Consider the following 25,589-nt stretch of genomic DNA (forward strand, 5'->3'; position numbering starts at 1 on the left):
ATATGATTAAGCCTGACTACCGCTCAAGATACAAAGCACGCCAATCAAATCAGCATGGCGAATACATACCTGAGCCTGAGCATAAACTTTCGGCTTAGCGTGATAAGCAATACCCATTCCGGCCACTGCCATCATTTTCAAGTCGTTGGCACCATCGCCAATCGCCATCGTTTGTTCTTTGGTAATGCCCAAACTTTCAGCCAATCTTAACAGTGTATCGGCTTTATATTGTGCATCAACAATCGGTCCAAGCACGTTGCCCGTTAGCTTACCGTCGATAATTTCCAGCTCATTGGCCGCTACCTCAACCAACTGCAGCTTGTCACGCAGATAATCAGCGTAATAAGTGAAGCCGCCCGAAGCGATAGCGACATGCCAGCCCAGCTCTTGCAAGCGCTCAACCATACGGGTTAATCCTGGCATCAGCGGCAGCGTATCTCGCACCTGCTGCAAAATACTGGCATCCGCATCTTTTAAAGTACCGACACGTTGACGCAGGCTGTCGGCAAAGTCTAGTTCACCGCGCATCGCACGTTCAGTGACTTCGGCAACTTGCTCACCCACGCCAGCCAGTTTAGCAATTTCATCGATACACTCGATCTCGATTGCCGTAGAATCCATATCCATAACCAACAGACCTGGCGCACGCATTTGTGGCACTCTATCGAGCTTGGTGACATCTAGCGTAAAGCGGTCAGCCAAGGCGATAATGTCTTCTGTTAATGGCCCTGCAAGGTGAACAACCTGGTAGTCTTCAACCTGCCACGCATTAACAATCACCAGCGCACGACCGAGCTCAACCTGAAAAACGGTGATGCTTTTTTTGTCCAGCGTCTTACCGTAAAGCAACCAACCGGTATGGCCAGCTCGGTAATCCAGCGGCATGACTTCATCACCGCTTAATGAAAGGGGAAGTCCCGGCCATTGGTGAATCTCCGCAGGAAGATCGCAATAGGTCAGACGGTTTGGCATGATAACTCCACTGGATAAATTAGGGCTAAAGGAAAGCAAAGACGTCGAGATAAAACGACGCATCAAGCTACCTTATCGCCAACGCTTCTGGCAACATTAAAGTCGTCGAAAATCTTAAGGAAACAGAATGGCAGAGGCCAAACTGAAATTTCGCCTGCACCGTACAGCTATCGTATTGATATGTCTGGCATTATTAGTTTTATTAATGCAAGGCGCGTCCTATTTTAGCTTAGGACATCAGTTAGCGCGATCTCGGCAGGTGGAACAATTAACTCAAACGCTGGCACGTCAGGTCGCTTTTACGTTAGCGCCGATGATGGACAGCAAGAATGACGGCGCGGATATCGCTCAGATCACCATAATTCTCAACCAACTGACCGATCACAGCCGTATTCTTGATGCCAGCGTTTATCAGTTGGACGGTTCGCTTATCGCTCACGCCGGTGAAAAAGTGCCGGTGCGCGATCGCCTGGCCCTCGATGGCAAACGTGCTGGCAGTTATTTCAACCATCAAATCGTGCAACCTATTGGTGATAAAGATGGTCCGAGCGGCTTTTTGCGTATGACGCTCGATACTCACGTCCTCGCAACAGAGGCAAAACAGGTAGATAACACCACCAACTTGTTACGCCTGATGATGTTATTGGCGCTAGCAATTGGCATTATTTTATCGCGGATATTGCTGCAAGGCCGCCGCAGCCGCTGGGAACAATCACCGTTTCTGCTTACTGCCAGCACGCGTCTAAAAGAGAGAGAAGAGGATGATGATTTACCCGCGCACAACGACCCGAACGAACCGCTGGTGATTGCTATCGCCGAAGACCGAATCGAGCCTAAACCTGCCGCACCGTCAACGCAAGAAGAAGAGCAGATCGATGCGGTACAGGCCGCACACCGCAGCCTGACGCAAAGCGAAAAACCTAAGCAAGACGAGTGATTTTTATGATTCGCTCAGGCGACGACTGAATAGAAAACGGGTGCCAACAGGCACCCGTTTTTGTGTATCTTGCCGTCGTGCGAGAAATTATTCTTTATCGCCCAGCAGTACAGATTCCAACGCGATAATGATCATGTCGTTGAAAGAGGTTTGACGCTCTTCTGCTGTGGTTTGTTCGTGAGTACGGATATGGTCCGATACAGTACAGATTGCCAGCGCTTTAGCACCGAATTCTGCTGCTACACCGTAGATACCAGCCGCTTCCATTTCCACGCCCAGGATGCCGTACTTTTCCATTACGTCGAACATGGTTGGATCTGGGGTGTAGAACAGGTCTGCCGAGAAAATGTTACCTACGCGAGTTGGGATACCCTGCGCCGCTGCTGCATCAACCGCATTACGCACCATGTTGAAATCCGCAATAGCCGCGTAATCGTGATCTTTAAAACGCAGGCGGTTAACTTTGGAATCGGTGCAAGCCCCCATACCAATGACGACCTCACGCAGTTTCACATCAGGACTGACTGCACCGCAAGAACCCACGCGAATGATTTTCTTCACGCCGAATTCAGTGATCAACTCTTTGGTGTAGATAGAACAGGATGGGATACCCATACCGTGGCCCATCACAGAAATTCTGCGGCCTTTGTAAGTCCCGGTATAACCCAGCATTCCGCGAACTTCGTTCACCAGTACGGCATCTTCAAGGAAGGTTTCTGCAATATATTTAGCACGCAGTGGATCGCCTGGCATCAGTACGACGTCGGCAAAAGCGCCCATTTCCGCGCCAATATGTGGAGTAGCCATAATAAAATTCCTTATTGAACAATGTCTTTATAGGCCTAGAGTCTCTCAAAATACAGGGACATTTCCTGCGTTCTAAAACACCCTAGGTCTAAACAAATAGGTTATAAATACAACGATTTATAAATACGATGATTTATAAATATAAAGCTAAGTAATCTGCAAGCCGCGCAGACTACAGGATCGATTTACCATAATCCATCGGCGATAAATCAAAATAGTTAGCTACAGTCTGGCCGATATCTGCGAAGGTTTTACGATGTCCGCGTGAACCCGGCTGCACTTTTGGGCCATAAATCAGCACTGGCACGTTTTCACGAGTGTGATCGGTACCACGCCAGGAAGGATCACAGCCGTGGTCAGCGGTGAGGATCAGGATATCGTCACCTTTCACCAGTTCCATCAGCTCTGGCAGACGGCGGTCAAACAGCTCCAGCGCCGCACCATAACCAGGAACGTCACGGCGGTGGCCGTAAGAGGAATCGAAATCAACAAAGTTGGTGAAGACGATAGTGTTATCACCCGCGGCTTTCATCTCTTTAACGGTGGCATCAAATAGCGCATCCAGGCCGGTCGCTTTCACTTTTTTAGTGATGCCAACCTGTGCGTAGATGTCAGCAATTTTACCAACAGAAACAACGTTACCGCCCTTCTCATCAACCAGCTTTTTCAAGATGGTTGGTGCCGGTGGTTCGACTGCTAAGTCGTGACGATTACCGGTTCGTTCGAAATTCCCGGCTTTATCACCAATGAATGGACGAGCAATCACGCGGCCAATGTTATAACCGCCTTCGGTCAACTCTTCACGTGCGATTTCACACAGCTCATACAGACGCTCAAGCCCAAAGGTTTCTTCGTGACAGGCAATCTGGAATACCGAGTCAGCAGAGGTATAGAAAATCGGCTTGCCGGTTTTCATATGCTCTTCGCCCAACTCGTCGAGAACAACGGTACCAGACGAATGGCAGTTACCAAGGTAGCCCGGCAGATTGGCGCGTTGCACCAGTTTATCCAGCAACTCTTGCGGGAAGCTGTTGGTCAGATCAGAGAAGTAGCCCCAATCGAACAATACCGGCACACCAGCGATTTCCCAGTGGCCAGACGGGGTATCTTTACCTGACGAGATTTCACTGGCAAACGCATAAGCGCCGATGATTTCTGCATTACCATCCATTCCCTCAGGAAGTTTACCGGTAGATTCTTCCGCCGCTTTCGCCAAGCCCAGCGCGGTCAGATTAGGTAGATGCAGCGGGCCTTGACGGCCAACATTAGCTTCACCACGAGCGCAGGCAGCGGCGATATGACCAAGCGTGTCTGAACCAACGTCGCCAAAGCGTTCAGCATCCTCACTCGCACCAATACCAAATGAGTCCAATACCATGATAAATGTACGTTTCATTATGCTCTCCTACATGTTGTCACATGTTAGAAACAGTGGCGCTGCCTACCGTCTCTGGTGAATGTCCAATGCGGCTCCAGCCGCACCTAACCAAATTTATATAGTCAATAAACTTCAAGGGCAGCCAACGGCACGGCAACTTGAAGTATGACTGGTATCATTAACTAATACGGCGATAAATAACTGGCGTCGTTTCTGGCGCTTTATCACTAACGATAATCGACGCTCGAACCGCTGCGGCGGCTTGCTGCCAGGCTTCTTCACTATTAGCATGAATCATCGCCAACGGTTGGCGTATATCAAGGCGTTGGCCGAGTTGTACAACATTTGTCAACCCAACGCTGTAATCAATGGCATCGGTTGCACGCCGGCGTCCGCCGCCAAGAGAAACGACGCTCATACCCAGTGCACGAGTATCCATCGCGCTAACAATGCCAGCATTCTCAGCATAAACTACTTGAGACAAGGTCGCTTTCGGCAAATAACTATCATAACGTTCGATGAAATCAGCCGGCCCTTTTTGCGCCGCGATCATGCGTCCAAAGATCTCTGCTGCTTTGCCGTTATCCAACACGGCCTGTAGTTTACACCGCGCATCAGCATCATCGGTAGCCAAACTACCGGACAACAACATCTCCACACACAGCGCCATCGTCACTTCAAACAGCCGTGGGTTACGATATTCACCGGTGAGGAACTGCACCGCTTCGCGCACTTCAACCGCATTCCCCGCGCTCGATGCCAATACCTGATTCATATCGCTGAGCAGCGCCGTCGTTTTGCATCCTGCACCATTCGCCACGTCAACAATGGCCTGCGCCAGATTTTCCGACTGTTCGTAGGTAGGCATAAACGCACCTGAACCCACTTTAACGTCCATAACCAACGCATCTAGCCCTTCGGCCAGTTTTTTTGCCAGGATCGAGGCGGTGATCAACGGGATAGAATCCACAGTGGCGGTGATATCCCGCGTCGCGTAAAAGCGTTTGTCTGCCGGTGCCAGCGATGTTGTTTGACCAATAATCGCGACACCCACATCCTGAATAATCTGCCGGAAGCGGCTATCGTCAGGGAAAATATCAAACCCAGGAATAGCCTCAAGTTTATCCAGCGTCCCTCCGGTATGCCCCAACCCCCGGCCAGAAATCATCGGCACATAGCCACCACAGGCTGCAACCATCGGCCCGAGCATTAATGAAGTGACATCACCAACGCCGCCAGTTGAATGTTTATCGACTAACGGACCATTAAGGTTCAGACTTTGCCAATTCAGCACGGTACCAGAGTCTCGCATCGCCATCGTTAGCGCGACCCGTTCAGACATGGTCATATCATTAAAGTAGATAGTCATGGCTAGCGCCGCGATTTGGCCTTCTGAAACCTGGCTATCACGGATGCCATTGATGAAAAAGCGGATCTCTTCTTCGCTTAATACCTGCCCATCGCGTTTTTTACGGATAATTTCCTGGGCCAAGAAACCTTTTTGTATCGAAGCCAATGTTGCCTCCCAATGCCGTCAGCGAACAAAATCAATACCGGTTCAGCCAGCGCGCAACCGCACTGGCAAAATATCAATTAGCTGATTAGTAGCTGCTGCCAGATTTCTGACCTGCATGGCCCAGCGTCGTCAGCAAGCTGGCTAACAGGCTGGAAGCGCCAAAGCGGAAGTGGCGGGCATCGGCCCACTCGCGGCCTAACAGACGGTCGGCTAACGCCAAATATTGAGCGGCATCTTCTGCGGTTTTCACACCACCGGCGGGTTTGAAACCAACCGTTTTACCAACGCCCATCTCTTTAATGACCGTCATCATCAGCTCTGCGCTATGCAACGTGGCATTCTCCGGCACTTTACCCGTTGAGGTTTTGATAAAGTCAGCGCCAGCATTAATGGCAATTTCAGAGGCTTTGCGGATCAGCGCGTCTTGTTTGAGCTCACCGGTTTCGATGATCACTTTCAACAATACGTTAGCGGCAGCACAAGCTTGCTTGCACTGCTTAACCAGTTCAAAACCGATATTTTCGTTGCCAGCAATCAGCGCGCGATAAGGGAAAACGACGTCGACTTCATCTGCGCCATAAGCAATGGCAGCCTGGGTTTCAGCCAACGCAATGTCGATATCGTCATTGCCGTGTGGGAAGTTAGTGACGGTGGCGATACGGATATCTGGCGTTCCCTGCTCACGCAGTGCTTTACGTGCAACAGGAATAAAACGAGGATAAATACAGATAGCTGCGGTGTTACCAGCCGGGCTTTTTGCCTGATGACACAACGCAATGACTTTGGCATCGGTGTCATCATCATTAAGCGTAGTTAAATCCATCAGGTTTAGCGCACGTTGCGCTGCGGCGGTTAAATCGGTCATAAAACTCTCCAACAATTATCAATTCTGACGACCGGCCAGAACCGAGCATAAAGTCATGTATGGATGTAGCGCCTAATGGCGAACACATATCCAGACAAAGTTGGCGAGCGGACTTGGTTCCTTGAAGAACGCAGAGAAGATACAACATCTTCGACTGGCCACTGAGATCCTTCTCACCGCACCTGATTAGCTGTCGCTAACCTGTCGTGACTATTTGAACACGTTAGCATGGGTTTATACGTGCAGTATTTCACAAAATTTAAGAGCCCATTGCAACGATATCAATTTAAATGTGCGATAGATCACACTTAAAAGCTCAATGCTCAGAATCTGACCTAGATTAAAATCTATACCAAAACTAGCAAAAATAGTGATGAGGCTTTGGCACAGAGACGATGCCAAATGGCATAATGTTATTATAGTAACATTACATGTAGATATCATGCCTATTAAAGCGAATTACTTGCAATTTAGAGGTCTGCTTCAACGTAAAATGTTATTTAAATAACATTTCTCCGCAAGCTTAGTTGATAAGAGGCTGCGGGCCAAATACCCTTTGAGTATTGTCATAAAGCGCTTTGGCAATCTGCTCAGGCGATTCAGATCGCAACTCACACAAGACCCTAAATACCTCAATAGCACGTTCTGGGCGGTTAGGTTGACCTTGATAACCTTGCAAGGGCATATCTGGCGCATCGGTTTCTAATAATAAAGAAGTAAGGGGTAACTCAGCCATCACTCGCCGGGTCTTCTGCGCTCTTTCATAGGTGATGGTGCCACCAACGCCAATCGCATAGCCTAAACGTACAAAAGCCTCAGCTTGCGACAAACTGCCGGCAAATCCATGCACAACGCCCGTTGCTGGTAATTGCGCTTTACGTAACATTGCCGCTAATTGATCGTGGCTACGCCGCGAGTGCAAAATTACCGGCAGCGTATATTGTTTGGCTAAGCGCAACTGCTCTGTTAGCAACCACTGTTGCCGCTCGAACATCGGCGTATCCATATAAAGATCTAAGCCAATTTCACCAACGGCGACAAGCTTGCTATCACGCTGTTGCAGATGACTATCTAACACGGCAAGGTCTGCTTCCTGGTGCTGGGCAATATATAAAGGATGTAGCCCCAGCGCGGCAAAAATCGGCGGATAGTTTTGGGCAAGTTGTACAATTCTGGCAAAGCGATCTGCAGTTACCGCAGGGACAATAATCTGCCTAATCCCCGCTTGCTCTGCTAAAGCCAAACTTGCTGCTTCTGCCCCACTAAAAGGCGGAAAATCAAAATGACAGTGCGTATCGATAAACGTCGGGCTCGACATGGCTCTCCCTTATTGGGCTTCTTTATTGGGCTTCGAATTATCGAGATTATACTTGGCATTGTCAGAAGCAGAGGCTGAATTATCGAGAATAACATTGTCACGAGAAGCTGGCTCACCCCCTGGCACTACCGCAGATTTTGCATGTACGCGGCGTTTGACTTGCGTGACTAGCGCGCTCGCTATTGGCAACAGCTTATCCTCTACCAATAACTTAGCTAATGAGGCGCTATCGGTCAAAACCTCAGGTAGCGGCTTGGCGTTCGGCTTTAACGGCACAATGATAGTGGAAGACGCAGCGGTTTCAGTCTCGCTTGTCACCGGCGTGCTTACCTCTGGGACGATATGCATTTTGGTTTTACGCGGTATCAATGGCTTCATCGCACGATCTTTTTCTCGCGGCAGCAGCCAATGCGATGCAGCAGATAAGAAATAGCGCGCGCAGCGGCGGCCCAGATGATAATCCTGATTTAATGCGGGCAAACGGCTACCCAGTGCGCTGCTCGCTAAGGGTTTAGGTGGGAAGATCTCAAAAATACGTAAATTATCCGGGGGATTTTCGATAAATTGCTGGATGCGGTGATAGCTACTTTCATGGTGCTGCACCATATGTACTAGCTGCTGCAGGCTGCTTTCACTCAACCATTGCTCCATACGTTTTATCCATTGCGGCGTATATACCATCGCCGATGGTACAGTGCGGATCACCACAATTGTATCTGCGCCGCGACGATAAGCTTCCTCTACCGGTATCGCATCGCTAATCCCACCGTCTTGATAGCTAACACCTTCTAAATCAACGCCCATACGGTAGAAACCAGGAATGGCGCTGGATGCTTTAATAATCGGTAACCAGCTCTCTTTGGTGGGAGAAAAATAGCTCGGCGTATAGTCATCACTGCGACAGGCACACATCAAAAACTCACGGCCATCGATTAACAGTTTTTCAGCGCGTTCCATGGCTAACGGCATGTTTTTTGAAGTGACATCGACTAGCCAATCAAGATCGATAAGGTGTCCTCCACGCACGAAACGCAGTGGGTTAAAAAACTCGGCACTGGTGGTATAACGCGTGATAACCCGACGAGCATAGCCTGGCTGGCCACAAACATAAGCAGAAAGGTTTTGCGCACCCGCAGAGGTGCCAATCAATAAATCGAAGGGGTTAAAACCGGCTCGTTGAAATTCATCCAGAACGCCCGCGGTAAAAATGCCCCGCTGACCGCCCCCTTCACATACCAAGGCAATTTTTTGCGGTAGATAAGGTTTGTAAGCTAAAGGTTCAATATTACCGAGGGTAACAGGTATGCGAGATCCCAACACGGATTCCTCAATGAGTTGGCTTGAGTCCCGAGCATACTCCCTCTTTTGAGCATCTGGCAGACTCCTAAAGCCTAAATCGTTACACCCTGTTAACTATTCGCACTAACTGCTTAATACTTATCTTGAGGTATTACCAATACAACGATAATTAGCAGTAGTGTTTACGATTTGCCTTTAGGAGCCGCAGAACAGATGTTATTTGTTTTACACTAACGATTTCTGCGCCCGGTGAACAAACTGACCAGGAACAAGATAATACCCACAACGAAGACGATTTTTGCTGCGCCCGCTGCCGTTCCTGCCAAACCACCAAAACCAAGTGCTGCGGCGATGAGCGCGATAACTAGAAATATAATGCCCCAACGAAACATATGCTTCTCCTTACCTTATTTAAAAATTAAGAACTCAGATTAAGAGCTCAACGACTCAGTGGCTCACTTGTCCAATGCAACTGAACAGGTTTTAAATACGGCGTAGACCATTGCAAATCTACGCTAGTTTAAAGATAGCTGGAAAAATACGAGATCATGAAAATAGGCAAGTTTTTAGCAAAATAAGTAGTGATATGCTTTGAACGTCATGGGATTTTCAGAAACTCAAGCATTAAGAAGGTTGTTAATGGCCCGCAAGCGGGCCACTGATAACGACGTGAGAATTATGGCTCTATTTTCAGGTCGTTCTTGACACTTTTTACACCATCGACGGCTTTAGCAACGCTTTCAGCTCGCTCAGACTCAGCTTGGTTTTTCACACTGCCGGACAGCTGGACGACACCATCATTGGTTTCGACTTTCACACCACCGGATGACACACCATCTTCTGCCAGTAATTTGGCCTTCACCGATGCGGTAGTTGCGGTATCACCAGCGTAACTTTTCACCGATTGTTCTTTCGCATCTTTGGTATGCAGTTTGTCGCTAACAGATTTCACGCCTTCAACTTTATTAGCAGCGGCTACAGCACGCTCAGCTTCAGCCTGTGAACTCACAAAACCGCTCAACGTCACCTTTCCATGCTCGGTTTTGACAGAGATATCGGTGCTTTTGATCGCTTTATCATCGATCAAAGCACTTTTCACCTTGGCAGTGATGGCGCTGTCGCCCATATAGTTGTCGACTTTTTTGATGGAGCTATCGATTTTTGCGCCAGCACTACTCGTTGTGTCAGCAGCCAATGCACTGGTACTCATTACGGCGGTACCCAGGACGATAGCCATCATTGAATAGGCAAAATTAGACTTTTTCATCGATCTCTTCCTTAACAGTTTACAGCTCAAAGATGTTTGAGCTCTTTACACCACATCATCGTGGCGACTTAACTTTTTTCGAAAGTGTTTACTGTGATAATAAAAAACACCAGCAATCAAACATGGCGACAGCGAATAACAATTACAGCACAATACTCCGCCTTATATTATGGTGGTAGTTGATTAAACTAGTTAACCACGCACAAATTAACTATAGCCAACTATGTATAAAACGGTAGGGGGATTGGCCATTTACGCCAGTAATGCAGACTAGTCTGAGCATAACGCGTCACTTTTGTACGATAAATCATCAAAAAAGACGGGGTTAGTTTAGGTGTGAAATTATTGAAGCGTGGGGTAAAGCCGTAAAAAAGGCGACATTCTCGTCGCCTTTTACTCTGTAATGACTCAGCAAGTACTGATTAATGTTCGCGAGTTTTACGGAACTGGACTTCTGGATAACGTTCCTGGGTCAGGTTAAGGTTAACCATAGTCGGTGCGATGTAAGTCATATTGTCACCACCGTCCAGCGCTAGGTTCATCTCGGCTTTGCGCTTGAATTCTTCAAACTTCTTCACGTCTTTGCACTCAACCCAACGCGCAGTTGATACGTTAACTGACTCGTAAATCGCTTCGACGTTGTATTCAGTTTTCAGACGGGCAACCACCACTTCAAACTGCAGTACACCCACGGCACCCACAATCAGGTCGTTATTGGCAATCGGACGGAACACCTGTACCGCGCCCTCTTCTGATAGCTGCACCAACCCTTTAAGCAATTGCTTCTGCTTTAATGGGTCCCGCAGACGAATACGACGGAACAATTCAGGGGCAAAGTTAGGAATGCCGGTGAACTTCATCATCTCGCCTTGAGTAAAGGTATCGCCGATCTGAATAGTACCGTGGTTATGCAGACCAATAATATCGCCCGGGTAGGCCTCTTCGACGTGCGAACGGTCACCGGCCATAAAGGTCAAAGCATCAGATATCACCACATCTTTATTGGTTCGCACCTGACGCAATTTCATGCCTTTTTCATACTTGCCAGAGACTACACGCATAAAAGCAACGCGGTCACGGTGTTTCGGGTCCATATTGGCCTGGATCTTGAACACAAAACCGGTGAATTTGTCATCTTGAGCCGTAACTTCCCGGACATCGGTAGCACGCGGCATTGGAGCAGGAGCCCACTCAACCAAACCGTCCAGCATATGATCAACGCCGAAGTTACCCAACGCGGTACCAAAGAATACCGGCGTCATATCACCGCTAAGGAAAGCTTCATGCTCAAACTCATGGGCCGCGCCTTTAACCAGCTCCAGCTCACCGCGCAACTGCTCGGCTAAGTCTTCACCAATGGCCGCGTCTAAATCTGGGTTATCCAGACCTTTAACGATACGCACTTCCTGAATGGTGCTGCCTTTACCACTCTGATAAAGATAAGTTTCATCTTTATAGAGGTGATAAACGCCTTTAAACAGCTTGCCGCAACCAATCGGCCAAGTGATAGGTGAACAGGCGATTTGCAGCTCACGCTCCACTTCGTCCATCACTTCCATCGGATCACGGATATCACGGTCAAGTTTGTTCATGAAGGTTAGGATCGGCGTATCACGCAGACGGGTAACTTCCATCAGCTTACGGGTACGATCCTCAACGCCTTTGGCGGCGTCAATCACCATCAGACAGCAGTCAACCGCCGTCAGAGTACGATAAGTATCTTCGGAGAAGTCTTCGTGTCCCGGCGTGTCGAGCAGGTTAACCAGGCACTCTTTATAAGGGAACTGCATCACCGAGGTAGTAATGGAGATACCACGTTGTTTCTCCATCTCCATCCAGTCGGATTTAGCATGATGGCTCGAGCCACGGCCTTTTACCGTACCGGCAGTCTGAATCGCCTGTCCGAATAACAACACTTTTTCAGTGATGGTGGTTTTACCCGCATCGGGGTGCGAGATGATTGCGAAAGTGCGGCGAGACGCGACCTCTGCGGCAAAGCTAAGGTTACTCATTAGATTCTTCTCTGCTATGTACAATTACAACACTGTATATACCCAAGATACTTCGAGTTACAGGCAGGCGGCAATTGAACGAGTCCCTGAGAGCTTAGATGACTAAGCGATTAGGGGAGTGAAAGCAGCCAACACCCCTGCAACTCGAAGTATGACGGGGATACAACAATAAATTTGGGTTTTAGGGTGTGGATTCTACATTGCTACGCGATGAGGTGCTATCGATCGAGGGAGAAAGAGTGCAAGTCAGCTCATCTTCTCAGAAGATAAGCTGTATTTACGTTTGAAACGGGCACCTCTCTGCCCCGGCCAACAGCAAAGAATTTATAACGGCTACAAGTGCGGTTCGAATGCGTCCACTTTTCTACGCCGCAAACTTCATCATTTTCGCTGATTTGGCGGATTATCATCCAGGCCCGCCTCGACTCTCCACTGCGCGGCAGCGAGTCTTGAGGTAAAGAAATCGGCCAAGGCGCTAACCTTCGCAGGTCGCGCACGAGTCGTAGGGGTGACGAAATAAAGCCCCCCTTCGGGCAAGCGCCAATCGATAAATAGCGACTCAAGCTGCTTCTCGCGTAAATACTGTGCCGCAATGAACTCGGGGATCTCCGTGATGGCCTGTCCGGCAAGTACAGTGGGTAACAATGCCTCCACGCTCGTTGCCCGCAGCCCACCAGCGGGCACGACAGTGCATTCCTCTGCGCTGTTTATGTGAGTAAAGCGCCAGACGTCACGTCTATTCCTGTTGATGTAACTCAGGCACTGGTGCCCCCCCAGCTCGCTCGGGTGCTGGGGGCGTCCGAAGCGGGACAGATAGTCAGGGGACGCCACCACGAACCGACGCACGGGTGCAATGAGACGCGCGGCGAGTGACGAATCTTCCATGACCGCGATGCGCAGAGCAGCATCAAAGCCTTCGCCAATCAAGTCAGCCTGCGCGTCCACGGAATGTAGATCGATGGAAATGTCAGGATAAGCCAGAAAGAACTCGGGCAGCAGCGGAGCGACCCAGCGCGCACCAAATGAGAGCGGCACGGCGAGTTTTACGAGCCCACGTGGTCGACTCGATGTCTCACGTGCGAAATTCTCTGCATCCTCGGCTTCCGCGTAAATTTTTGCCGCTCTATCGGCGAGCGAACGGCCATAGTCCGTGAGCGCAAGTCGTCGGGAGGTCCGGTTGAATAATCGGCCTCCCAACCGCTCTTCAAGGCGGGTAACAGCCCGCGAGACCGTCGCCACAGAGACCCCCATGGCTGTTGCCGCCGATGCAAATGAACCTTCTTCCGCGACCTTCCCGAACATCGCGAGCCCTTCGAAATCTGGCAGCTTGGACATAGCATTCCTGCAACGATAGTTTTCATTAATTTCTATTTCGAAAAATAACGTACGGCAATAGATTTGTCTAACCGAACTTGCTCCGACACAGCCTGCATCGCAGTACGGAGTTCCTCATCGATGGATGGGCTGGCCCACGTCTGACGAATGGGCTGTGCAGCTGGTTTGTCAATTAAATAAAAGAGGATAAGACCATGCTTGAATTATTTGCATTCACCACACCCAATAGCCTAAAGGCCTCCATTGTGCTGGAGGAGTTGGGACTGGAGTATCAGCTTATTCCCGTCAATTTGCGCCAGGGAGAACAGAAGAGCGAAGCCTTCCGTGCCTTGAATCCCAACGCCAAAGTGCCTGTTCTTACTGACCGTTCCACCGAGACAGGCGGCGAGGATATAGTGCTCAGCGAGTCCGCCGCCATCCTGGTTTACCTCGCAGAGAAAACCGGACAACTGCTTGCAAAAGATGGACTTCACCGCGCTAAAGTATTCGAACAGCTCTTTTTCCACGCATCGGGCCTGAGTCCGGCATTTTTGCAGGCTTTCTTGGTCAATCTGCAGTCGCCACCACAACCGGAAGCACAAGCGCGTGCTCTATCGGAAGTGGAGCGAGTACTGGGCGTGCTCGAGCACAACCTTGAGCAGCATCCTTATGCGGCGGGCGAGACGTATAGTATCGCCGATATCGCCCATTTCGGGTGGATATGGCGTCATCAGGCAATCGGCATCTCTCTGGCCAAGTACCCATCTGTCATTCGCTGGTACGAAGATGTCTCGGCACGGCCCGCAGTCGTTACAGCCATCAACAAGACGCTGGCGATTACTCAATAAAATAATACTTCATCTCTCACATCCAGCGGCCTCCTGCAGGCACTGGATGCGAGAGATGCTCAGGTCCCAGAATCAGCTAAATAGTTAATCACTAAGGAAAAAATAATGAGTGATCGCATCAATGAACTGCTGCTTCGCAATCTTCAGGAAGTTTTTGGTGAAGGCGATGCCTCACGCCGCCGTGAAGCAATAAAGGAGCTTTATACCGAGGATTGTATGATCTATGTCCCCCCAGGCGTACTTGTCGGGTACGACGCACTGGATAAATTTGCCGGAGATCTTCGCGCTATGCATCCGCACTTCGTGTACACCCCACACAGTAAGCCTCAGGCGCTCCACAATGCCGGTCGCCTGGCTTGGGGCTCTGGTCCACGCGGTGAGTCACCTGATTACACCGGTTGGGATGTCATCATAGTTCGCGATGGAAAGATAGCGGCACTGTACGTATTTCTCGATACCGATCCCACCTGAAACAACCGAATTATCTGATTTCGCTCCACTGGAACGACGAGCGAGGAGACTCTGTCGTATTAATATGGTGTCAGGTAACACGCTAATTTTTTGTGATGTTGCCTGAGCATCAATCTCCGGAAAAAATGGGTGACGGGATTCAAATCGCTCCAGCTGGCACCAGCTATTCTGGCAGGAATTGAGCTGGTCGATATGATACGTAAAGGGCAATTTCAGCTCATCTTCTCAGAAGATAAGCTGTATTTAGTACACTTGAGGGCGGGAATTATTGGGAAAGGGGTTGGCTCTGTGGTTGCGAAAGCTTGAGTATTTGCTGCTCAGAGCCCGGAATGTACTTATATATCGTTTTTGGCGAGACCTCGAGCACCAAAGAGACCTGCTGCAATGTGGCGCCATTGATAAACATTCGCCGGGCTCGAGCCACTATTTCCTCGGTCATTATTCGCTTGCGGCCACCGATGCGCCCTTCTGCTCTTGCCGCTGCAAGACCAGCCAAAGTACGTTCGACAATCAACTCACGTTCCATCTCTGCCAGCGCACTCATGATATGAAAGAAAAAGCGCCCCATTGCCGTCCCCGTATCGATACTGTCCGTGAGGCTACGAAAATGAACGCCTTTAGATTTAAGCTCTTCAACCAAAGTAATCAGATGGCGAACGCTGCGGCCAAGGCGATCTAATTTCCAAACCACCAAAGAATCCCCTTTTTTAAGATGCTTAATAGCTCGCTTTAAACCCGGTCGCTCAGTCGACTTCCCGCTTATTTTATCGTCAAAAATCTGCTCACATCCTGCACAGATCAGTGCTTGTCGCTGCAAATCGGTATTTTGGTCATTTGTTGACACACGAACATAGCCAATTAACACACTTTTTCCCCTTAAGTAAAAAGCGCAAGTGTGCCACTTAAGAGAAGGGGGAAGGAATTAATGAGTCTTTTAAACCTTGGTTTGGGGGATGGCTCAGTATTACCGGTTGGTGTTCCTGTGCCATACCCACTAGCCACACCTCCATCCGGATGGTTTAACTGTAATGGGGCGATATTCGATAAGGCCCAATACCCTAAATTGGCGCTAGTATATCCATCCGGCATTCTCCCTGATTTAAGAGGGGAGTTTATTCGTGGATGGGATAATGGTCGTGGAGTGGACTCAGGAAGGGTGTTGTACTCAGCACAAGGTGATGCAATTAGAAATCTTAATGGCTCAATATATAATGTTGCATTTGTAATGGACAATATGAGTGGTGCAACTAGCGGTGTATTTAGCAACCGTGGACTTGATGACTGTAAATGGACAACCAGTACCTCCGGGAAATTATGGTATAGAAATATAGATTTCTCGGCATCAAACATGGTTCCAACGGCAAATGAGAATCGCCCGAGAAATATTTCATTTAATTACATTTTGAGGGCTGCATAATGCCAAGTGAAAAATACATCACATTGAATGAACATGGCTTTGCTACTGAAAGTGGATATGTGAAATGTTATGTTGTTAAGGATTTTGAATATATTGGAAATTATGATGAATTTTGTGCGGAAGGGCAAGGAATACCCAATAATAGTTATATTGAACCTGCACCGGAAAATAAAGATGGATTTGCTATTATTAGAAACGGAGATAAATGGGAGTATATTGCTGATCACCGAGATGAGAAAGTATATAGTACATCAACTCGTGTTGAAATGGTCTTAAACGAGCTAGGTGAATACCCAAGTGGCACAACGACAATAGCCCCCAAAACTCCCTATGATAAATGGGATGGAAACCAATGGATTACTGATGTAAATGCGCAACTCGTAGCGAATGTAACCATTGCTGAAAAGCAAAGATCTCATCTTCTGCAAGATGCTCAGGCAACAATTAGTCTATGGCAAACAGAGTTACAACTGGGGATCATCAACGATGAGGATAAAGCCAGCCTGATAGCTTGGCTGGCTTATATTAAAGCACTTAAGGTTGTTGATGTTAGCGCGCCAGATAATATCAATTGGCCTGAATTACCAAACAGTTAAATATCTGGTGATACAGGCCAGGTAATATCGGGGGCCTGGGTTATATCCAAACGATTAAGGGCTACCCGATATTCTTTCCAAAGCTTTAATTTCGCCAACTCATCATCAGTAGCCACATCAAGATCAACTGCATCTTGTAATGGCATCATAGCTATTGCAGCTTCAGATATTAGGTTGGATTTTTTAATTGTAGTTTGAAAAATCACAGATTCCTGTGTAGGCAATGGCGGGTCTTTAAGCACGGGATGACCACTTTCATCTGCACTGATTATTTTTCCTAGTGATTGACCTTGCAACATTGACTGCCATATTTCATCTGTAATCTCTACGGAGTCTATTGGCAATTTATTAGTATAAAGATCACTTTTATAAAAACCGAATGTTGACTTGCTGAAGTATATATTATTCATTATTAATACCCCCACACTAAAATACGCCCACTAACTCCTGAAGCTGCAATTGGTCCACGTGAGCCATCTACATTTCTAACCAGAGCAACACCTACCGATTGATTTGATCGTGAAAGATCAAATGACCAGACTGTCGTATTATTGGGCCCCCATCCTGACGGATATGCCTCGTTAGCAATTCCACCAACAACCGCTGTAGGGAATGACATAGGTAATGTGAGCGTCATTACTCCATTTGCATCACTTCCTCCCGTTGCCCACTGGACAATAAGACCTGAGGGTAACTTCTGAAATCCATTATTCCCTGCACTCAATGAAAACATCCCCATGTCTGGGAGCTGTCCAACTCCCGTCCCTACCCCTCGTTTCGCTGCCTCCCCCAAACTAAGGTTTGCGAGAGCATTTGCAACAGCATCGGGGCCAGCGGCTTTAATCTCTGCCAGGCTGTTTGCCGCTTGCAAAAAATCCTTCGATCCGTTGGCTTTTAAGGCAGCAATCAGGTTGTTTAGAACAGCCTGAGTATTGCCGTCATCTAGCACATCTTTACCGCTTAAATTCGCGATAAATTGTGCCAGCACTGATGACATTACCGTGCCTTGGCGCAGTGCCTTGTTGATTTGTGCCGACGAAGCTTTACCCGCACTGAAACCAGAGTCCAGCGCAGGCAAGGCTTCGTAATCGGCTTGCGTGCTGACGTTAGCCGCTTTGCCAACGCCAAAGGGTTTAAAATTATTCACTGCCATTATAGATTTACTCCCCATGCGCCGTTGTCAAAACCGGCTATATAGTCGTTTTCAATATCAAAGCCAAAGAAATGGCTTCCTGCTGATGGCGTTAAAATCTCACCGGAGTACACCCCAGCGGCTTTTACCGTTAAATATCCCTGGCGAATGGCTGCCAAAAGTTCGAGAGACACGCTTTCCATGCCGTTTGGTGCAAAGACCCACAGAGAAACCGTCATATCTTGGTTGTCGACAATCTGCATCGTCAGCCCCGAGCCTGCTAATGCATGCTCTAAGATGTCTGGAAGACTTTCGTTTTGCCCATTCCAGCGGTTAATCGCAATTTTGGCTTTGAGCACCACGCGATAAACTTCATCGCTTAGGTTGGTAAATCCCGCATCAGGGTCAAACGGGCCTTGCCAAACACCTTGATCAAATCCCAACCCGTCAGCATCGTAAGAAAAATAGATGCCTGAAATGGGCTCACTCACTACACGGGTGCGGCCAATCCATTTACCGAGAATATCCAGCTGCACGCCTTCCGCCCGATCGATATCAAAATTGTCGATCAGGCCAAGAAGCGAGGCTGAAGTATCAGTCAAGGAACGGGTTACAAGGTCGACATGAGCCAGGAATTTAGGTTTGCTAACGTGGTAGTTGGTGATTAAGTCGGTATATTTACTCATCACGTCACCGTTATCGCGATATTGCTTACGTCACAGGTAGCAAGTTGATCGTAAGTCAGATTAATATTGGCCGTGGTGACGGTCGCAGCCGACAAACCAATCTGTAACGAATGAATATCGTAATATTTGCTGTCCCCGCCGCTGACAACCCCGATATTCGCTGGGGAATAAACACGGCTGAGTAGCACCGCTTGTCCAATACCCAGGTTATTAATGTAATCAGCTACTGCTTGGCGTATTTCTGCGCCAATTTGCGTGGTGTATCCGTTGAAAGCCCTAAGCTCCAGACTGATATAAATAGGCACACTAATAGGTCGAGAGAAGCGGATAGGATGCGGATTACCGTATTTATCATCGACCACCACCATCGTGCTGCCGTTGGTCGCTACGCCCTGTCCTTTCTTACGTTCGATAACACCAACAATTTCATTAACGTCACCGCCGTCGATAATGGCAGTAATCGAATGCGCTGGCAGGCCATTAATGTCGACAGAACCCGTATCGTTTTCATAGAGTTTATGGCGAGTAACACCAGCAATATTGGCAATAGCGCCATCAAGCGCATCGAAAGGCGTGACAGAGGCCAAAGCAACGCTCTGCGCCTGACGCAAACGTAGCTCGGTATCACTTTCGACTGCCGCACCAACCGTCGCGTTACTTGGATTGGTAACCTTGACCCACCCCATCGTCGGCGTATTAATTTGCGTAATGCTATCAGGAAGTGCCGCAACAGCCCCCGATGTTGTGCAGGTTGCGGTTGCCATAACGTTACCATCAGTACCAATAGTGACGCTGTCAGGCAGACGCCAAACCATATTATTAGCATCGCGTACTGAGCCATTAGTAATGGTGGTACCAATAGCACCAGTAATGCGTAAATCGACCGTCGAATTATTGGCCGCCGTGCGAGAGATGCCGTTAATTTTCACATTGCTGGACAGGCCATTACCTATACCGGTGGCCGGTGAAAATGAGTTATATACCTGGATGGCCATATTATTGGCATCGTGGATCCCCAGCGCATAAAGCGCCAGCATTTGACCGTCTTTGCTGTCTGGTTCGAGATAAGCATCAGAACCATAAATTTGCTGAAAATATTCCGTGAGTCCGGCCAGTATTGTCTGATAATCGGGCGCACGGATCCCGGAGGCTGTCACGGCGGCGGACAGCCCTAGCGTATCAAGATTGAGCATTATGCCTCGCTTGTGAAGGTCGTAGTTCCGTAGACAGTGTCAATGGTCGCCGTGAACGTCACGCGCCGGGTGGCACTGTTAATGTTGCTGTCAAAAGAGAGGATAGAATTCACCCCCTGGGTTTTGAGGATGTACTGACGAATAAATAAGTTATAAGTATCTGGATGCTGTTTACCCAGTACCGATTGAATCCAAGGTACCCCGGTGGTCATATCGAGAAACCACTGGCCTCGCCACAGTTCAAAGCGGGTTTTTATCGCTTGGGCTACCGCTTCTGGAGAGTTAATCAGAAAGGTATTATCACCCTGCCCAAAGGTGTAATCGCCCCCGTCATCTTCGCGTCGATATCTCATAATGGTTTTCCTGTCGTCCCCGGCCCACCCATTACGCCACCGTGAACATGATTGATCAGGCTCTTACCTCCGGCAGTCACGTCTTGGGTAACCGTTACCGGGCCAGATATTGCCGTGGTACCGTTAATGGTTACGCTGCCATTTAGAGTAATAGTGGGTGAAGTAATGGTGACACTGCCCGATGCCTGTGCACTCAAATCGCCAGAGGTCACTACATTTACTGCATGGCTAGCCGGCGTGAGTTCAATAAATGCGGCACCATCATCAGTGCGCAACTGGGTCGAGTGGGTGCTGATATTGCCGACTTTCTTAGGCTGCGACTGCGGGCCAAGAATAGCGAAGGCATCCGATAAATCATGTTGACGCGGGTCAACCGGCTCCTGCACCCCGCTACTTTGCCACCAGAAATCAATGCAACGGTCGGCAAAGACCAGCAAACACTCATCGCCAGGTTGTACCGGAAAAGTGAGCGTACAGCCGCCACCGCGAGGAAAAACCACCGGCACGTCAACTAATAATGGCAATTCGGTCGATTGCGACTGGCCATCTTTATCGCTCATCACGCCTTTGATGGCTGGACGCACAGAGCAAGTCACCGCAACGGGATTAAAAGAGTCAATAATCCCCGGCATCGCCACTCTCATGACCGAAGACAGATTATTCACCGCAGCCTCTATCGACTGCGACACATCACCTATCTGAGAAGAAAGAGGAATTGGCATAAAAACTCCATAAAAAAACCCGCATTAGCGGGTGATTAAGATCATCAGATCAAGCTGTCAGAGCGTGCCGTCACGCTTATCTATTGCATCGACGAGTTTTTGATTCGTTTGCATTGAGTCTAATAATTTTGCCGAACCACTCGCTATGCACATCAAATCCATATACCAGTTGGTTCCGCGCGTATCACCGTTATAAGTAATGGATTGCACGACATAGACACCATCAGCCGCAATACTGGCGGGATACACGATCGGAGGCGGCTGATCTTTTTTCTTTTTATCTTTCTCTTTTTTCTTTCTCTCTTCCTCTGCTTTATCTCCGATTTTATCCTGCGGTACCCAATTGCCGTCTTCAAACTCATCGACAATCGGGCCTTCTAGATTTTTAACATCCTGACTGTGATCTTTCTCATATAGAGCACGCGTAATGGCAGCCTGGTTTATTTCGATCAGTCCATTAACACGAATATTAGGATTAATCAGACAGCGTACATTAATACCGGCGCCTAATGTTTGCTGTGGTGAACCAATAAGCCCTGTCTGGCTGTTTAGCTCAATAGCTTGATAGACATAGCAATCATCAGGCACCATCGTTATTTTGTTATCAACAATTTGCCAGCTTGCCGCCAAACGCTGAGCGATGTTATCCATCAGCTTATCCGTTTTGCAATATATTGCCCTGCCGCGTGGAAATTTAATTAATGGCATCTTTGGTGCTATGCCATGAGTAATCCCGAACGGTTGATAATTATCTAAAGCAAGCGAATATAAGTCTTCTGGTTTATAACCCGCTGCAAGGGTCTTATGTACTGTGCTAAATAATAATGCTTTATGCCCATCAACCGCTTGGATAGTAATATAACGAGTGGTCATATTTTCTTGCGGGTTGTTACCATTTGGCCTTCCCGTTGCGGTATAACGTATTTCGCCGTTATAAATAACACCGAAATTTTCTTCATCGACCGGAATATCCTGTGATAACTCAACATCCCTGATAACCCCACTATTACTGCCTGGCTGTGGTGCCAACCCGGAATACCCGGCAAGAATTTTGATATTGGCAAACTCCTTGCCCATTATCCGATTATTGGTTTCCACTGATAGATTATAAATAGTGACGGTCGCGACACGAGAAAGCTTATCGTTAAACCAGTTAATATTAAAAACAACTTTGAAATCTGAGAGCGCAATGCCTCGCCCCTGATTATCAGTCAAATAAAGCTCAAATCGACGCATCCAATTAGTCGTCATCGTTACCTCCGACGTTAACTCTGCACAAAATAAAGATGGCTGCGAATACCAAGGTTCTCTTTCGTCGGATACTCATTATCGTCATCATCATTTTTTACAATGAGCTGCCCCTCAATACCGAGAAATGAATATTGCGCCAGCAGGTCGACACCACACACCATCGGGATCCCGCTAATCAACTCACGCTCGCTGCTATCGAGAAGGTCCAAAATCCAACCAGCATCATCACGCCAGATAACACGGATGCCCAGGTTCTGGCTGCCAAGAGCAATACTGAACTGCTGATTATCCGGTGTTAATGGGATTTCCTGTATTTTCATAGTCATTCCTAATATCAGCGACTAAGTGGCTTGAGAGATTTCGTTCCTGCGGCATTCACAGCAGAGGTGCTCACACCGCTCTGCATCTCTGATTTTTCAGCCACATCAATTCTGCGTGTCTTGGAGAAAATCACTTCGCGCAAGGTCACATCGCAATTCAGCACATTTTCTGACGTTGTATCCGTGGTGGCCGTAATACTGCTAATCAACATATTGCTGTACTGGCGCTTGCCCGTCGTCACATCAAAAGGAATGCGGCTATTTTGCAACTCAATCAGTTTCCGATAGGCTTCTTTTGGGCTTAAGCCAAGAGGCTCAATAAAAGATGACGTATCAAAAAAATCGACCAATGAGCCACCGCTGGCAAAACCAATTTTCATGACGACTTGCGCCGGGTTTTTATACGCGTGATCGGCAATATTCGAATACACACCACCCGCGACAGAAAGATTTTCAACCGGGTGATCGGTAATCGTGAGCGTGTCTGTGTGTATTTCAGAGGTCACCACATCAGGAATCATCATCCCTATCTGTCTTCTGGTACTTAGCTTCTGGGTGATGAAAGCAGAAAGTATGTCCATTAACGCGGTCCTCCTGCTAATTGTTGGGACAAACGCGAGTGAATATTGGTTTGTCGGGCCTCAATTTCATTCGCTGTAACCTGCGGTTCGGCGGCACCGTAAACATTAATCGTGGTGGTCTGATTCAGATTATGAGTTGCAGCAGCCGGTTGGGCTGAGGTGAGCGACGCGTCCCGCACATAAGAATAACGGCGAGTATCTGGCAGCGTTAATTCCCCCATTAATCCCGCAACTGCACCTGGATTACTCAAATTAAGAATGGCGTTGGGTTCTATCTGCAAACTTTTAGAAATCGCACCAACATGTTCCATTGTCTGAGTGCTATCACCAATAGGCCACTGATTAACCAGTTGACTTAGGCTATTGACGCCAGGTTGTAAATTCACCAACAGCTTTTGAGCGAGGGAATCAAGCCGTTGAGTACTCTTTGCGACAGGGATAGCAGCGATACTTTGTTTAGCGGGTGCAATAACGTCCTTCAGCGGTGAGACCTCAGCCGTTCCAGCGCTGTAGCTGGCGAGTAAATCGGCCGTTGGCAGCCTTGGATCGCCATCTTCATTAGCGTTTGAACCTGCAATAACCTGCTGGGGTTTCAAGAAAGGATTCTTCACCAGCTTGCGCATGGTATCGACAAAACCCCCACCATATTTACCCTTCACGTAATCAAGGGAATCCGCGATCATTTTCACGCTGTCGTTTTGCATTACACTAGCCAGACTTGGCATCACGCCTTTTTTAACCGACTGCTGACCATGCGAAGCAGGTAGTGTTGTACTGTCGAGAATTGGCGGACTAAATGTATTAATAGTATCAACTGCCCGATTTGATTCTGATCTCGGCGGCTCGTTCACAGTGTTGCTATCCATTCCTAATTGTTGTGCCAATGCTTGCGGTTGCTGCTCTAGAAGAGCGCCTATCTGCTGGCCAACATTAGTAAAGAGACTCGCCATACCACGACGATGGCCGGAGGAATCATGAGTTTGGACGCTGGATTCCTGCGGGCGGGTTGTCGTCTGTAACAAAACCCCATCATCAACAGATTCAATATCGCTCGCCTGTGTCGGCAAACGATAAAACGTCTGAAAACCTGAGAACATTTGGTTGGTAAAAAGCTTGAGTAATTTTACGGCGTTCTCAACCTGGGGCATGATTTTCATCAAGCCTTGAGAGCCTCCCGTTACCGCTCCTTCAATCTTTTGAACATCATCCTCATTGAGCTGAAATCCAGAGCTAACGGGAGATTCTTTGCTTATTGCTGCATGCATCATTTCAGCTTTCATTGTCAGCTCTCCACTTCTCTATGCGAGCTTGGTTATCCGCTTTTAAATAGAGGTAATCATTCATTAGGGCGATATCAGCCAAATCGACTGAGCCGTCCTTCAACGCCGAATAGGGAATGTACCCGGCATCAACCGGATACATCAGATAGTCCTCACCGTTCGGCATTACATCGAGCGTCAGGCAGCTGGCTGGGCTGGCGTCTCGGCTCCGGGGAGTTCTTGCAAAAAATTTCCAAGCGAATCGCCTACTACTCGGCCGACGATTTGCAGCATGCCCAGCATATCCACATCGTCGAAAGCCAGCTCTCCGCTTTGAAATACCGGCACCCAGGCTTTCCCATGCTGGCGAGAAGCCACTGCCAGGCAAGGGAAGAGCACGGCATTGGCGTCGTCATCGCTCAGTTCTGCCAGTGAATGGGCAATCTTGGGTAAAACCTTTTCCATAATGGCAAAAGGCTCTGCCTGACCGACCAAACTACGTAACGACTGAAAGTCAGTTAACATCCCGGCCAAGACCGGGAGTAATTTACGGGCAACTTTGAACTGGTCGAAGACATTCAATTTGGCAATACGGTAGGTATTGCCCTTGATGTCAAATTCCATGAATTAGAACTCTCCCAACGTCGAGTCAAGTTTCAGGCAGTCAAAAGTCCAAACAACGTCGCCAGCAGCGGCCGCATTCGCAAAGTCAGGCACTTTCTGGAATGCAACACCACGAGCCGTCACCACATCACCAGAGGTGCTGTTGCGGATAACAATCACGTTGTTACCCCATAGCGTTGATGAATGGCTTTGCGCGTTATACGCCAGCGATAACTTTTTGTTCACCGGGGAGGTTTTCAGCAAACTGATGGAGATCGTGCCAGATTTATTGGTGCTCAGGCTGTGCATACCTTCGCCATCAATGCCGACAGTCATGGTGTTTTTGGCGCCTGCAAAACTGACAGTGATACCTTCGCTGCCATTAGCTGAACCCGCACCCAAATCAATCACGCCAGTTGGGCCGATCATTGAAGCCGTAACATCTAAAAACGAGTAAGAATTTCCCATGATT

At 48.4% G+C, this 25,589-nt stretch carries 29 protein-coding genes and 2 pseudogenes; 6 read left to right on the top strand and 25 right to left on the bottom strand.

Features of this window, described 5'->3' with window-relative positions:
• Positions 1 to 6: 6 nt before the first annotated feature.
• On the bottom strand, positions 7 to 972 hold the full coding sequence (serB, locus tag ACL9RG_RS07855; RefSeq protein ID WP_422792047.1) for a phosphoserine phosphatase: 966 nt from the start codon (positions 970 to 972) through the stop codon (positions 7 to 9).
• Between the two features lie 127 nt (positions 973 to 1,099).
• Between serB and ACL9RG_RS07860 the strand changes: the two genes are divergently transcribed.
• Positions 1,100 to 1,909: a YtjB family periplasmic protein gene (locus tag ACL9RG_RS07860; RefSeq protein ID WP_422792048.1), complete on the top strand. Its 810-nt coding sequence runs from the start codon at positions 1,100 to 1,102 to the stop codon at positions 1,907 to 1,909.
• An 87-nt stretch (positions 1,910 to 1,996) separates the two neighbouring features.
• On the opposite strand, the gene deoD is transcribed toward ACL9RG_RS07860, so the two are convergent.
• The 10 genes from deoD to ACL9RG_RS07910 all read right to left on the bottom strand — a co-directional run bounded on the left by deoD (position 1,997) and on the right by ACL9RG_RS07910 (position 13,706).
• Positions 1,997 to 2,716 (bottom strand): purine-nucleoside phosphorylase, encoded by a 720-nt coding sequence (deoD, locus tag ACL9RG_RS07865; RefSeq protein ID WP_422792049.1) that lies wholly within the window; start codon positions 2,714 to 2,716, stop codon positions 1,997 to 1,999.
• 172 nt (positions 2,717 to 2,888) lie between these two features.
• Positions 2,889 to 4,112, bottom strand: coding sequence for a phosphopentomutase (gene deoB, locus ACL9RG_RS07870; protein ID WP_422792050.1), 1,224 nt, complete (start codon positions 4,110 to 4,112; stop codon positions 2,889 to 2,891).
• 160 nt (positions 4,113 to 4,272) lie between these two features.
• A complete protein-coding gene (gene deoA / locus ACL9RG_RS07875; RefSeq protein ID WP_422792051.1) occupies positions 4,273 to 5,610 on the bottom strand; it encodes a thymidine phosphorylase in 1,338 nt (445 codons plus the stop codon).
• 85 nt (positions 5,611 to 5,695) lie between these two features.
• On the bottom strand, positions 5,696 to 6,475 hold the full coding sequence (gene deoC, locus ACL9RG_RS07880; RefSeq protein WP_422792052.1) for a deoxyribose-phosphate aldolase: 780 nt from the start codon (positions 6,473 to 6,475) through the stop codon (positions 5,696 to 5,698).
• A 523-nt stretch (positions 6,476 to 6,998) separates the two neighbouring features.
• Positions 6,999 to 7,793, bottom strand: a complete 795-nt coding sequence (locus ACL9RG_RS07885; protein WP_422792053.1) for a TatD family hydrolase — start codon at positions 7,791 to 7,793, stop codon at positions 6,999 to 7,001.
• A gap of 9 nt (positions 7,794 to 7,802) precedes the next feature.
• Positions 7,803 to 9,113 carry a patatin-like phospholipase family protein gene (locus ACL9RG_RS07890; protein ID WP_422792054.1) on the bottom strand — a complete coding sequence of 437 codons (1,311 nt, stop codon included), beginning with the start codon at positions 9,111 to 9,113 and terminating at the stop codon, positions 7,803 to 7,805.
• 209 nt (positions 9,114 to 9,322) lie between these two features.
• Positions 9,323 to 9,484: a DUF1328 domain-containing protein gene (locus ACL9RG_RS07895; protein WP_422792055.1), complete on the bottom strand. Its 162-nt coding sequence runs from the start codon at positions 9,482 to 9,484 to the stop codon at positions 9,323 to 9,325.
• Between the two features lie 284 nt (positions 9,485 to 9,768).
• Positions 9,769 to 10,359 (bottom strand): molecular chaperone OsmY, encoded by a 591-nt coding sequence (gene osmY / locus ACL9RG_RS07900; RefSeq protein WP_422792056.1) that lies wholly within the window; start codon positions 10,357 to 10,359, stop codon positions 9,769 to 9,771.
• 422 nt (positions 10,360 to 10,781) lie between these two features.
• Positions 10,782 to 12,371, bottom strand: coding sequence for a peptide chain release factor 3 (gene prfC / locus ACL9RG_RS07905; RefSeq protein ID WP_422792057.1), 1,590 nt, complete (start codon positions 12,369 to 12,371; stop codon positions 10,782 to 10,784).
• A gap of 381 nt (positions 12,372 to 12,752) precedes the next feature.
• Positions 12,753 to 13,706, bottom strand: a complete 954-nt coding sequence (locus tag ACL9RG_RS07910; protein WP_422792058.1) for a LysR family transcriptional regulator — start codon at positions 13,704 to 13,706, stop codon at positions 12,753 to 12,755.
• 194 nt (positions 13,707 to 13,900) lie between these two features.
• On the opposite strand from ACL9RG_RS07910, the gene ACL9RG_RS07915 reads away from it, so the two are divergent.
• Entirely contained in the window at positions 13,901 to 14,533 is a 633-nt protein-coding gene (locus ACL9RG_RS07915) for a glutathione S-transferase family protein (RefSeq protein WP_422792059.1), read from the top strand.
• Between the two features lie 105 nt (positions 14,534 to 14,638).
• Positions 14,639 to 15,004: a nuclear transport factor 2 family protein gene (locus ACL9RG_RS07920; RefSeq protein WP_422792060.1), complete on the top strand. Its 366-nt coding sequence runs from the start codon at positions 14,639 to 14,641 to the stop codon at positions 15,002 to 15,004.
• A 265-nt stretch (positions 15,005 to 15,269) separates the two neighbouring features.
• Here the strand turns inward: ACL9RG_RS07920 and ACL9RG_RS07925 are convergent, their stop codons facing one another.
• On the bottom strand, positions 15,270 to 15,869 hold the full coding sequence (locus ACL9RG_RS07925) for a recombinase family protein (protein ID WP_422792061.1): 600 nt from the start codon (positions 15,867 to 15,869) through the stop codon (positions 15,270 to 15,272).
• A 60-nt stretch (positions 15,870 to 15,929) separates the two neighbouring features.
• Between ACL9RG_RS07925 and ACL9RG_RS07930 the strand changes: the two are divergent.
• From ACL9RG_RS07930 to ACL9RG_RS07940, 3 genes and pseudogenes are all read left to right on the top strand, one after another.
• A pseudogene (locus ACL9RG_RS07930) lies at positions 15,930 to 16,061 on the top strand (phage tail protein); the annotation flags it as partial.
• 276 nt (positions 16,062 to 16,337) lie between these two features.
• Positions 16,338 to 16,421, top strand: a pseudogene (locus tag ACL9RG_RS07935) (integrase); the annotation flags it as partial.
• Positions 16,421 to 17,017: a tail fiber assembly protein gene (locus ACL9RG_RS07940; protein WP_422792062.1), complete on the top strand. Its 597-nt coding sequence runs from the start codon at positions 16,421 to 16,423 to the stop codon at positions 17,015 to 17,017. The pseudogene ACL9RG_RS07935 and the gene ACL9RG_RS07940, both read left to right, overlap by 1 nt.
• Here the strand turns inward: ACL9RG_RS07940 and ACL9RG_RS07945 are convergent.
• Genes ACL9RG_RS07945 through ACL9RG_RS08005 form a run of 13 tightly spaced genes read right to left on the bottom strand, consistent with a single transcriptional unit; the run spans position 17,014 to position 25,585 of the window.
• Positions 17,014 to 17,427 (bottom strand): tail fiber assembly protein, encoded by a 414-nt coding sequence (locus tag ACL9RG_RS07945; RefSeq protein WP_422792063.1) that lies wholly within the window; start codon positions 17,425 to 17,427, stop codon positions 17,014 to 17,016. The genes ACL9RG_RS07940 and ACL9RG_RS07945 overlap by 4 nt on opposite strands.
• Before the next feature lie 2 nt (positions 17,428 to 17,429).
• Complete coding sequence (locus ACL9RG_RS07950) at positions 17,430 to 18,170, bottom strand: gp53-like domain-containing protein (RefSeq protein ID WP_422792064.1); 741 nt, start codon at positions 18,168 to 18,170, stop codon at positions 17,430 to 17,432.
• Complete coding sequence (locus ACL9RG_RS07955; RefSeq protein ID WP_422792065.1) at positions 18,170 to 18,835, bottom strand: DUF2612 domain-containing protein; 666 nt, start codon at positions 18,833 to 18,835, stop codon at positions 18,170 to 18,172. The genes ACL9RG_RS07950 and ACL9RG_RS07955 overlap by 1 nt, the downstream gene beginning before the upstream one ends.
• Positions 18,835 to 20,031, bottom strand: a complete 1,197-nt coding sequence (locus ACL9RG_RS07960) for a baseplate J/gp47 family protein (protein ID WP_422792345.1) — start codon at positions 20,029 to 20,031, stop codon at positions 18,835 to 18,837. The genes ACL9RG_RS07955 and ACL9RG_RS07960 overlap by 1 nt, the downstream gene beginning before the upstream one ends.
• Complete coding sequence (locus ACL9RG_RS07965) at positions 20,028 to 20,381, bottom strand: hypothetical protein (protein ID WP_422792066.1); 354 nt, start codon at positions 20,379 to 20,381, stop codon at positions 20,028 to 20,030. The genes ACL9RG_RS07960 and ACL9RG_RS07965 overlap by 4 nt, the downstream gene beginning before the upstream one ends.
• Entirely contained in the window at positions 20,378 to 21,103 is a 726-nt protein-coding gene (locus ACL9RG_RS07970; RefSeq protein ID WP_422792067.1) for a Gp138 family membrane-puncturing spike protein, read from the bottom strand. Before ACL9RG_RS07970 ends, ACL9RG_RS07965 begins: the two co-directional genes overlap by 4 nt.
• A 57-nt stretch (positions 21,104 to 21,160) precedes the next feature.
• Entirely contained in the window at positions 21,161 to 22,318 is a 1,158-nt protein-coding gene (locus ACL9RG_RS07975; protein WP_422792068.1) for a hypothetical protein, read from the bottom strand.
• Positions 22,319 to 22,368: 50 nt separating this feature from the next.
• A complete protein-coding gene (locus ACL9RG_RS07980; protein ID WP_422792069.1) occupies positions 22,369 to 22,674 on the bottom strand; it encodes a phage baseplate plug family protein in 306 nt (101 codons plus the stop codon).
• Positions 22,675 to 22,688: 14 nt separating this feature from the next.
• Positions 22,689 to 23,255, bottom strand: a complete 567-nt coding sequence (locus ACL9RG_RS07985) for a phage baseplate protein (RefSeq protein ID WP_422792070.1) — start codon at positions 23,253 to 23,255, stop codon at positions 22,689 to 22,691.
• Positions 23,255 to 24,535 carry a hypothetical protein gene (locus ACL9RG_RS07990; protein ID WP_422792071.1) on the bottom strand — a complete coding sequence of 427 codons (1,281 nt, stop codon included), beginning with the start codon at positions 24,533 to 24,535 and terminating at the stop codon, positions 23,255 to 23,257. Before ACL9RG_RS07990 ends, ACL9RG_RS07985 begins: the two co-directional genes overlap by 1 nt.
• Positions 24,525 to 24,677 (bottom strand): DUF6889 family protein, encoded by a 153-nt coding sequence (locus ACL9RG_RS07995; protein ID WP_422792346.1) that lies wholly within the window; start codon positions 24,675 to 24,677, stop codon positions 24,525 to 24,527. The genes ACL9RG_RS07990 and ACL9RG_RS07995 overlap by 11 nt, the downstream gene beginning before the upstream one ends.
• A 35-nt stretch (positions 24,678 to 24,712) precedes the next feature.
• Positions 24,713 to 25,138 (bottom strand): phage tail assembly chaperone, encoded by a 426-nt coding sequence (locus tag ACL9RG_RS08000; RefSeq protein ID WP_422792072.1) that lies wholly within the window; start codon positions 25,136 to 25,138, stop codon positions 24,713 to 24,715.
• Positions 25,139 to 25,141: 3 nt separating this feature from the next.
• Positions 25,142 to 25,585: a phage structural protein gene (locus ACL9RG_RS08005; RefSeq protein WP_422792073.1), complete on the bottom strand. Its 444-nt coding sequence runs from the start codon at positions 25,583 to 25,585 to the stop codon at positions 25,142 to 25,144.
• Positions 25,586 to 25,589 lie beyond the last annotated feature (4 nt).

Origin of the sequence: Rouxiella sp. Mn2063, assembly GCF_049319665.1 — a bacterium.
Classification (GTDB): Bacteria; Pseudomonadota; Gammaproteobacteria; order Enterobacterales; family Enterobacteriaceae; genus JBMOUD01.

What these genes read in the sequence shown, in the direction of transcription:
- serB (WP_422792047.1), bottom strand. Translation starts at nt 972, where the DNA reads ATGCCAAACCGTCTGACCTATTGCGATCTTCCTGCGGAGATTCACCAA.
- ACL9RG_RS07860 (WP_422792048.1), top strand. Translation starts at nt 1,100, where the DNA reads ATGGCAGAGGCCAAACTGAAATTTCGCCTGCACCGTACAGCTATCGTA.
- deoD (WP_422792049.1), bottom strand. Translation starts at nt 2,716, where the DNA reads ATGGCTACTCCACATATTGGCGCGGAAATGGGCGCTTTTGCCGACGTC.
- deoB (WP_422792050.1), bottom strand. Translation starts at nt 4,112, where the DNA reads ATGAAACGTACATTTATCATGGTATTGGACTCATTTGGTATTGGTGCG.
- deoC (WP_422792052.1), bottom strand. Translation starts at nt 6,475, where the DNA reads ATGACCGATTTAACCGCCGCAGCGCAACGTGCGCTAAACCTGATGGAT.
- ACL9RG_RS07885 (WP_422792053.1), bottom strand. Translation starts at nt 7,793, where the DNA reads ATGTCGAGCCCGACGTTTATCGATACGCACTGTCATTTTGATTTTCCG.
- ACL9RG_RS07895 (WP_422792055.1), bottom strand. Translation starts at nt 9,484, where the DNA reads ATGTTTCGTTGGGGCATTATATTTCTAGTTATCGCGCTCATCGCCGCA.
- osmY (WP_422792056.1), bottom strand. Translation starts at nt 10,359, where the DNA reads ATGAAAAAGTCTAATTTTGCCTATTCAATGATGGCTATCGTCCTGGGT.
- prfC (WP_422792057.1), bottom strand. Translation starts at nt 12,371, where the DNA reads ATGAGTAACCTTAGCTTTGCCGCAGAGGTCGCGTCTCGCCGCACTTTC.
- ACL9RG_RS07910 (WP_422792058.1), bottom strand. Translation starts at nt 13,706, where the DNA reads ATGTCCAAGCTGCCAGATTTCGAAGGGCTCGCGATGTTCGGGAAGGTC.
- ACL9RG_RS07915 (WP_422792059.1), top strand. Translation starts at nt 13,901, where the DNA reads ATGCTTGAATTATTTGCATTCACCACACCCAATAGCCTAAAGGCCTCC.
- ACL9RG_RS07920 (WP_422792060.1), top strand. Translation starts at nt 14,639, where the DNA reads ATGAGTGATCGCATCAATGAACTGCTGCTTCGCAATCTTCAGGAAGTT.
- ACL9RG_RS07940 (WP_422792062.1), top strand. Translation starts at nt 16,421, where the DNA reads ATGCCAAGTGAAAAATACATCACATTGAATGAACATGGCTTTGCTACT.
- ACL9RG_RS07945 (WP_422792063.1), bottom strand. Translation starts at nt 17,427, where the DNA reads ATGAATAATATATACTTCAGCAAGTCAACATTCGGTTTTTATAAAAGT.
- ACL9RG_RS07950 (WP_422792064.1), bottom strand. Translation starts at nt 18,170, where the DNA reads ATGGCAGTGAATAATTTTAAACCCTTTGGCGTTGGCAAAGCGGCTAAC.
- ACL9RG_RS07955 (WP_422792065.1), bottom strand. Translation starts at nt 18,835, where the DNA reads ATGAGTAAATATACCGACTTAATCACCAACTACCACGTTAGCAAACCT.
- ACL9RG_RS07965 (WP_422792066.1), bottom strand. Translation starts at nt 20,381, where the DNA reads ATGAGATATCGACGCGAAGATGACGGGGGCGATTACACCTTTGGGCAG.
- ACL9RG_RS07970 (WP_422792067.1), bottom strand. Translation starts at nt 21,103, where the DNA reads ATGCCAATTCCTCTTTCTTCTCAGATAGGTGATGTGTCGCAGTCGATA.
- ACL9RG_RS07980 (WP_422792069.1), bottom strand. Translation starts at nt 22,674, where the DNA reads ATGAAAATACAGGAAATCCCATTAACACCGGATAATCAGCAGTTCAGT.
- ACL9RG_RS07985 (WP_422792070.1), bottom strand. Translation starts at nt 23,255, where the DNA reads ATGGACATACTTTCTGCTTTCATCACCCAGAAGCTAAGTACCAGAAGA.
- ACL9RG_RS07990 (WP_422792071.1), bottom strand. Translation starts at nt 24,535, where the DNA reads ATGAAAGCTGAAATGATGCATGCAGCAATAAGCAAAGAATCTCCCGTT.
- ACL9RG_RS07995 (WP_422792346.1), bottom strand. Translation starts at nt 24,677, where the DNA reads ATGTATCCGGTTGATGCCGGGTACATTCCCTATTCGGCGTTGAAGGAC.
- ACL9RG_RS08000 (WP_422792072.1), bottom strand. Translation starts at nt 25,138, where the DNA reads ATGGAATTTGACATCAAGGGCAATACCTACCGTATTGCCAAATTGAAT.
- ACL9RG_RS08005 (WP_422792073.1), bottom strand. Translation starts at nt 25,585, where the DNA reads ATGGGAAATTCTTACTCGTTTTTAGATGTTACGGCTTCAATGATCGGC.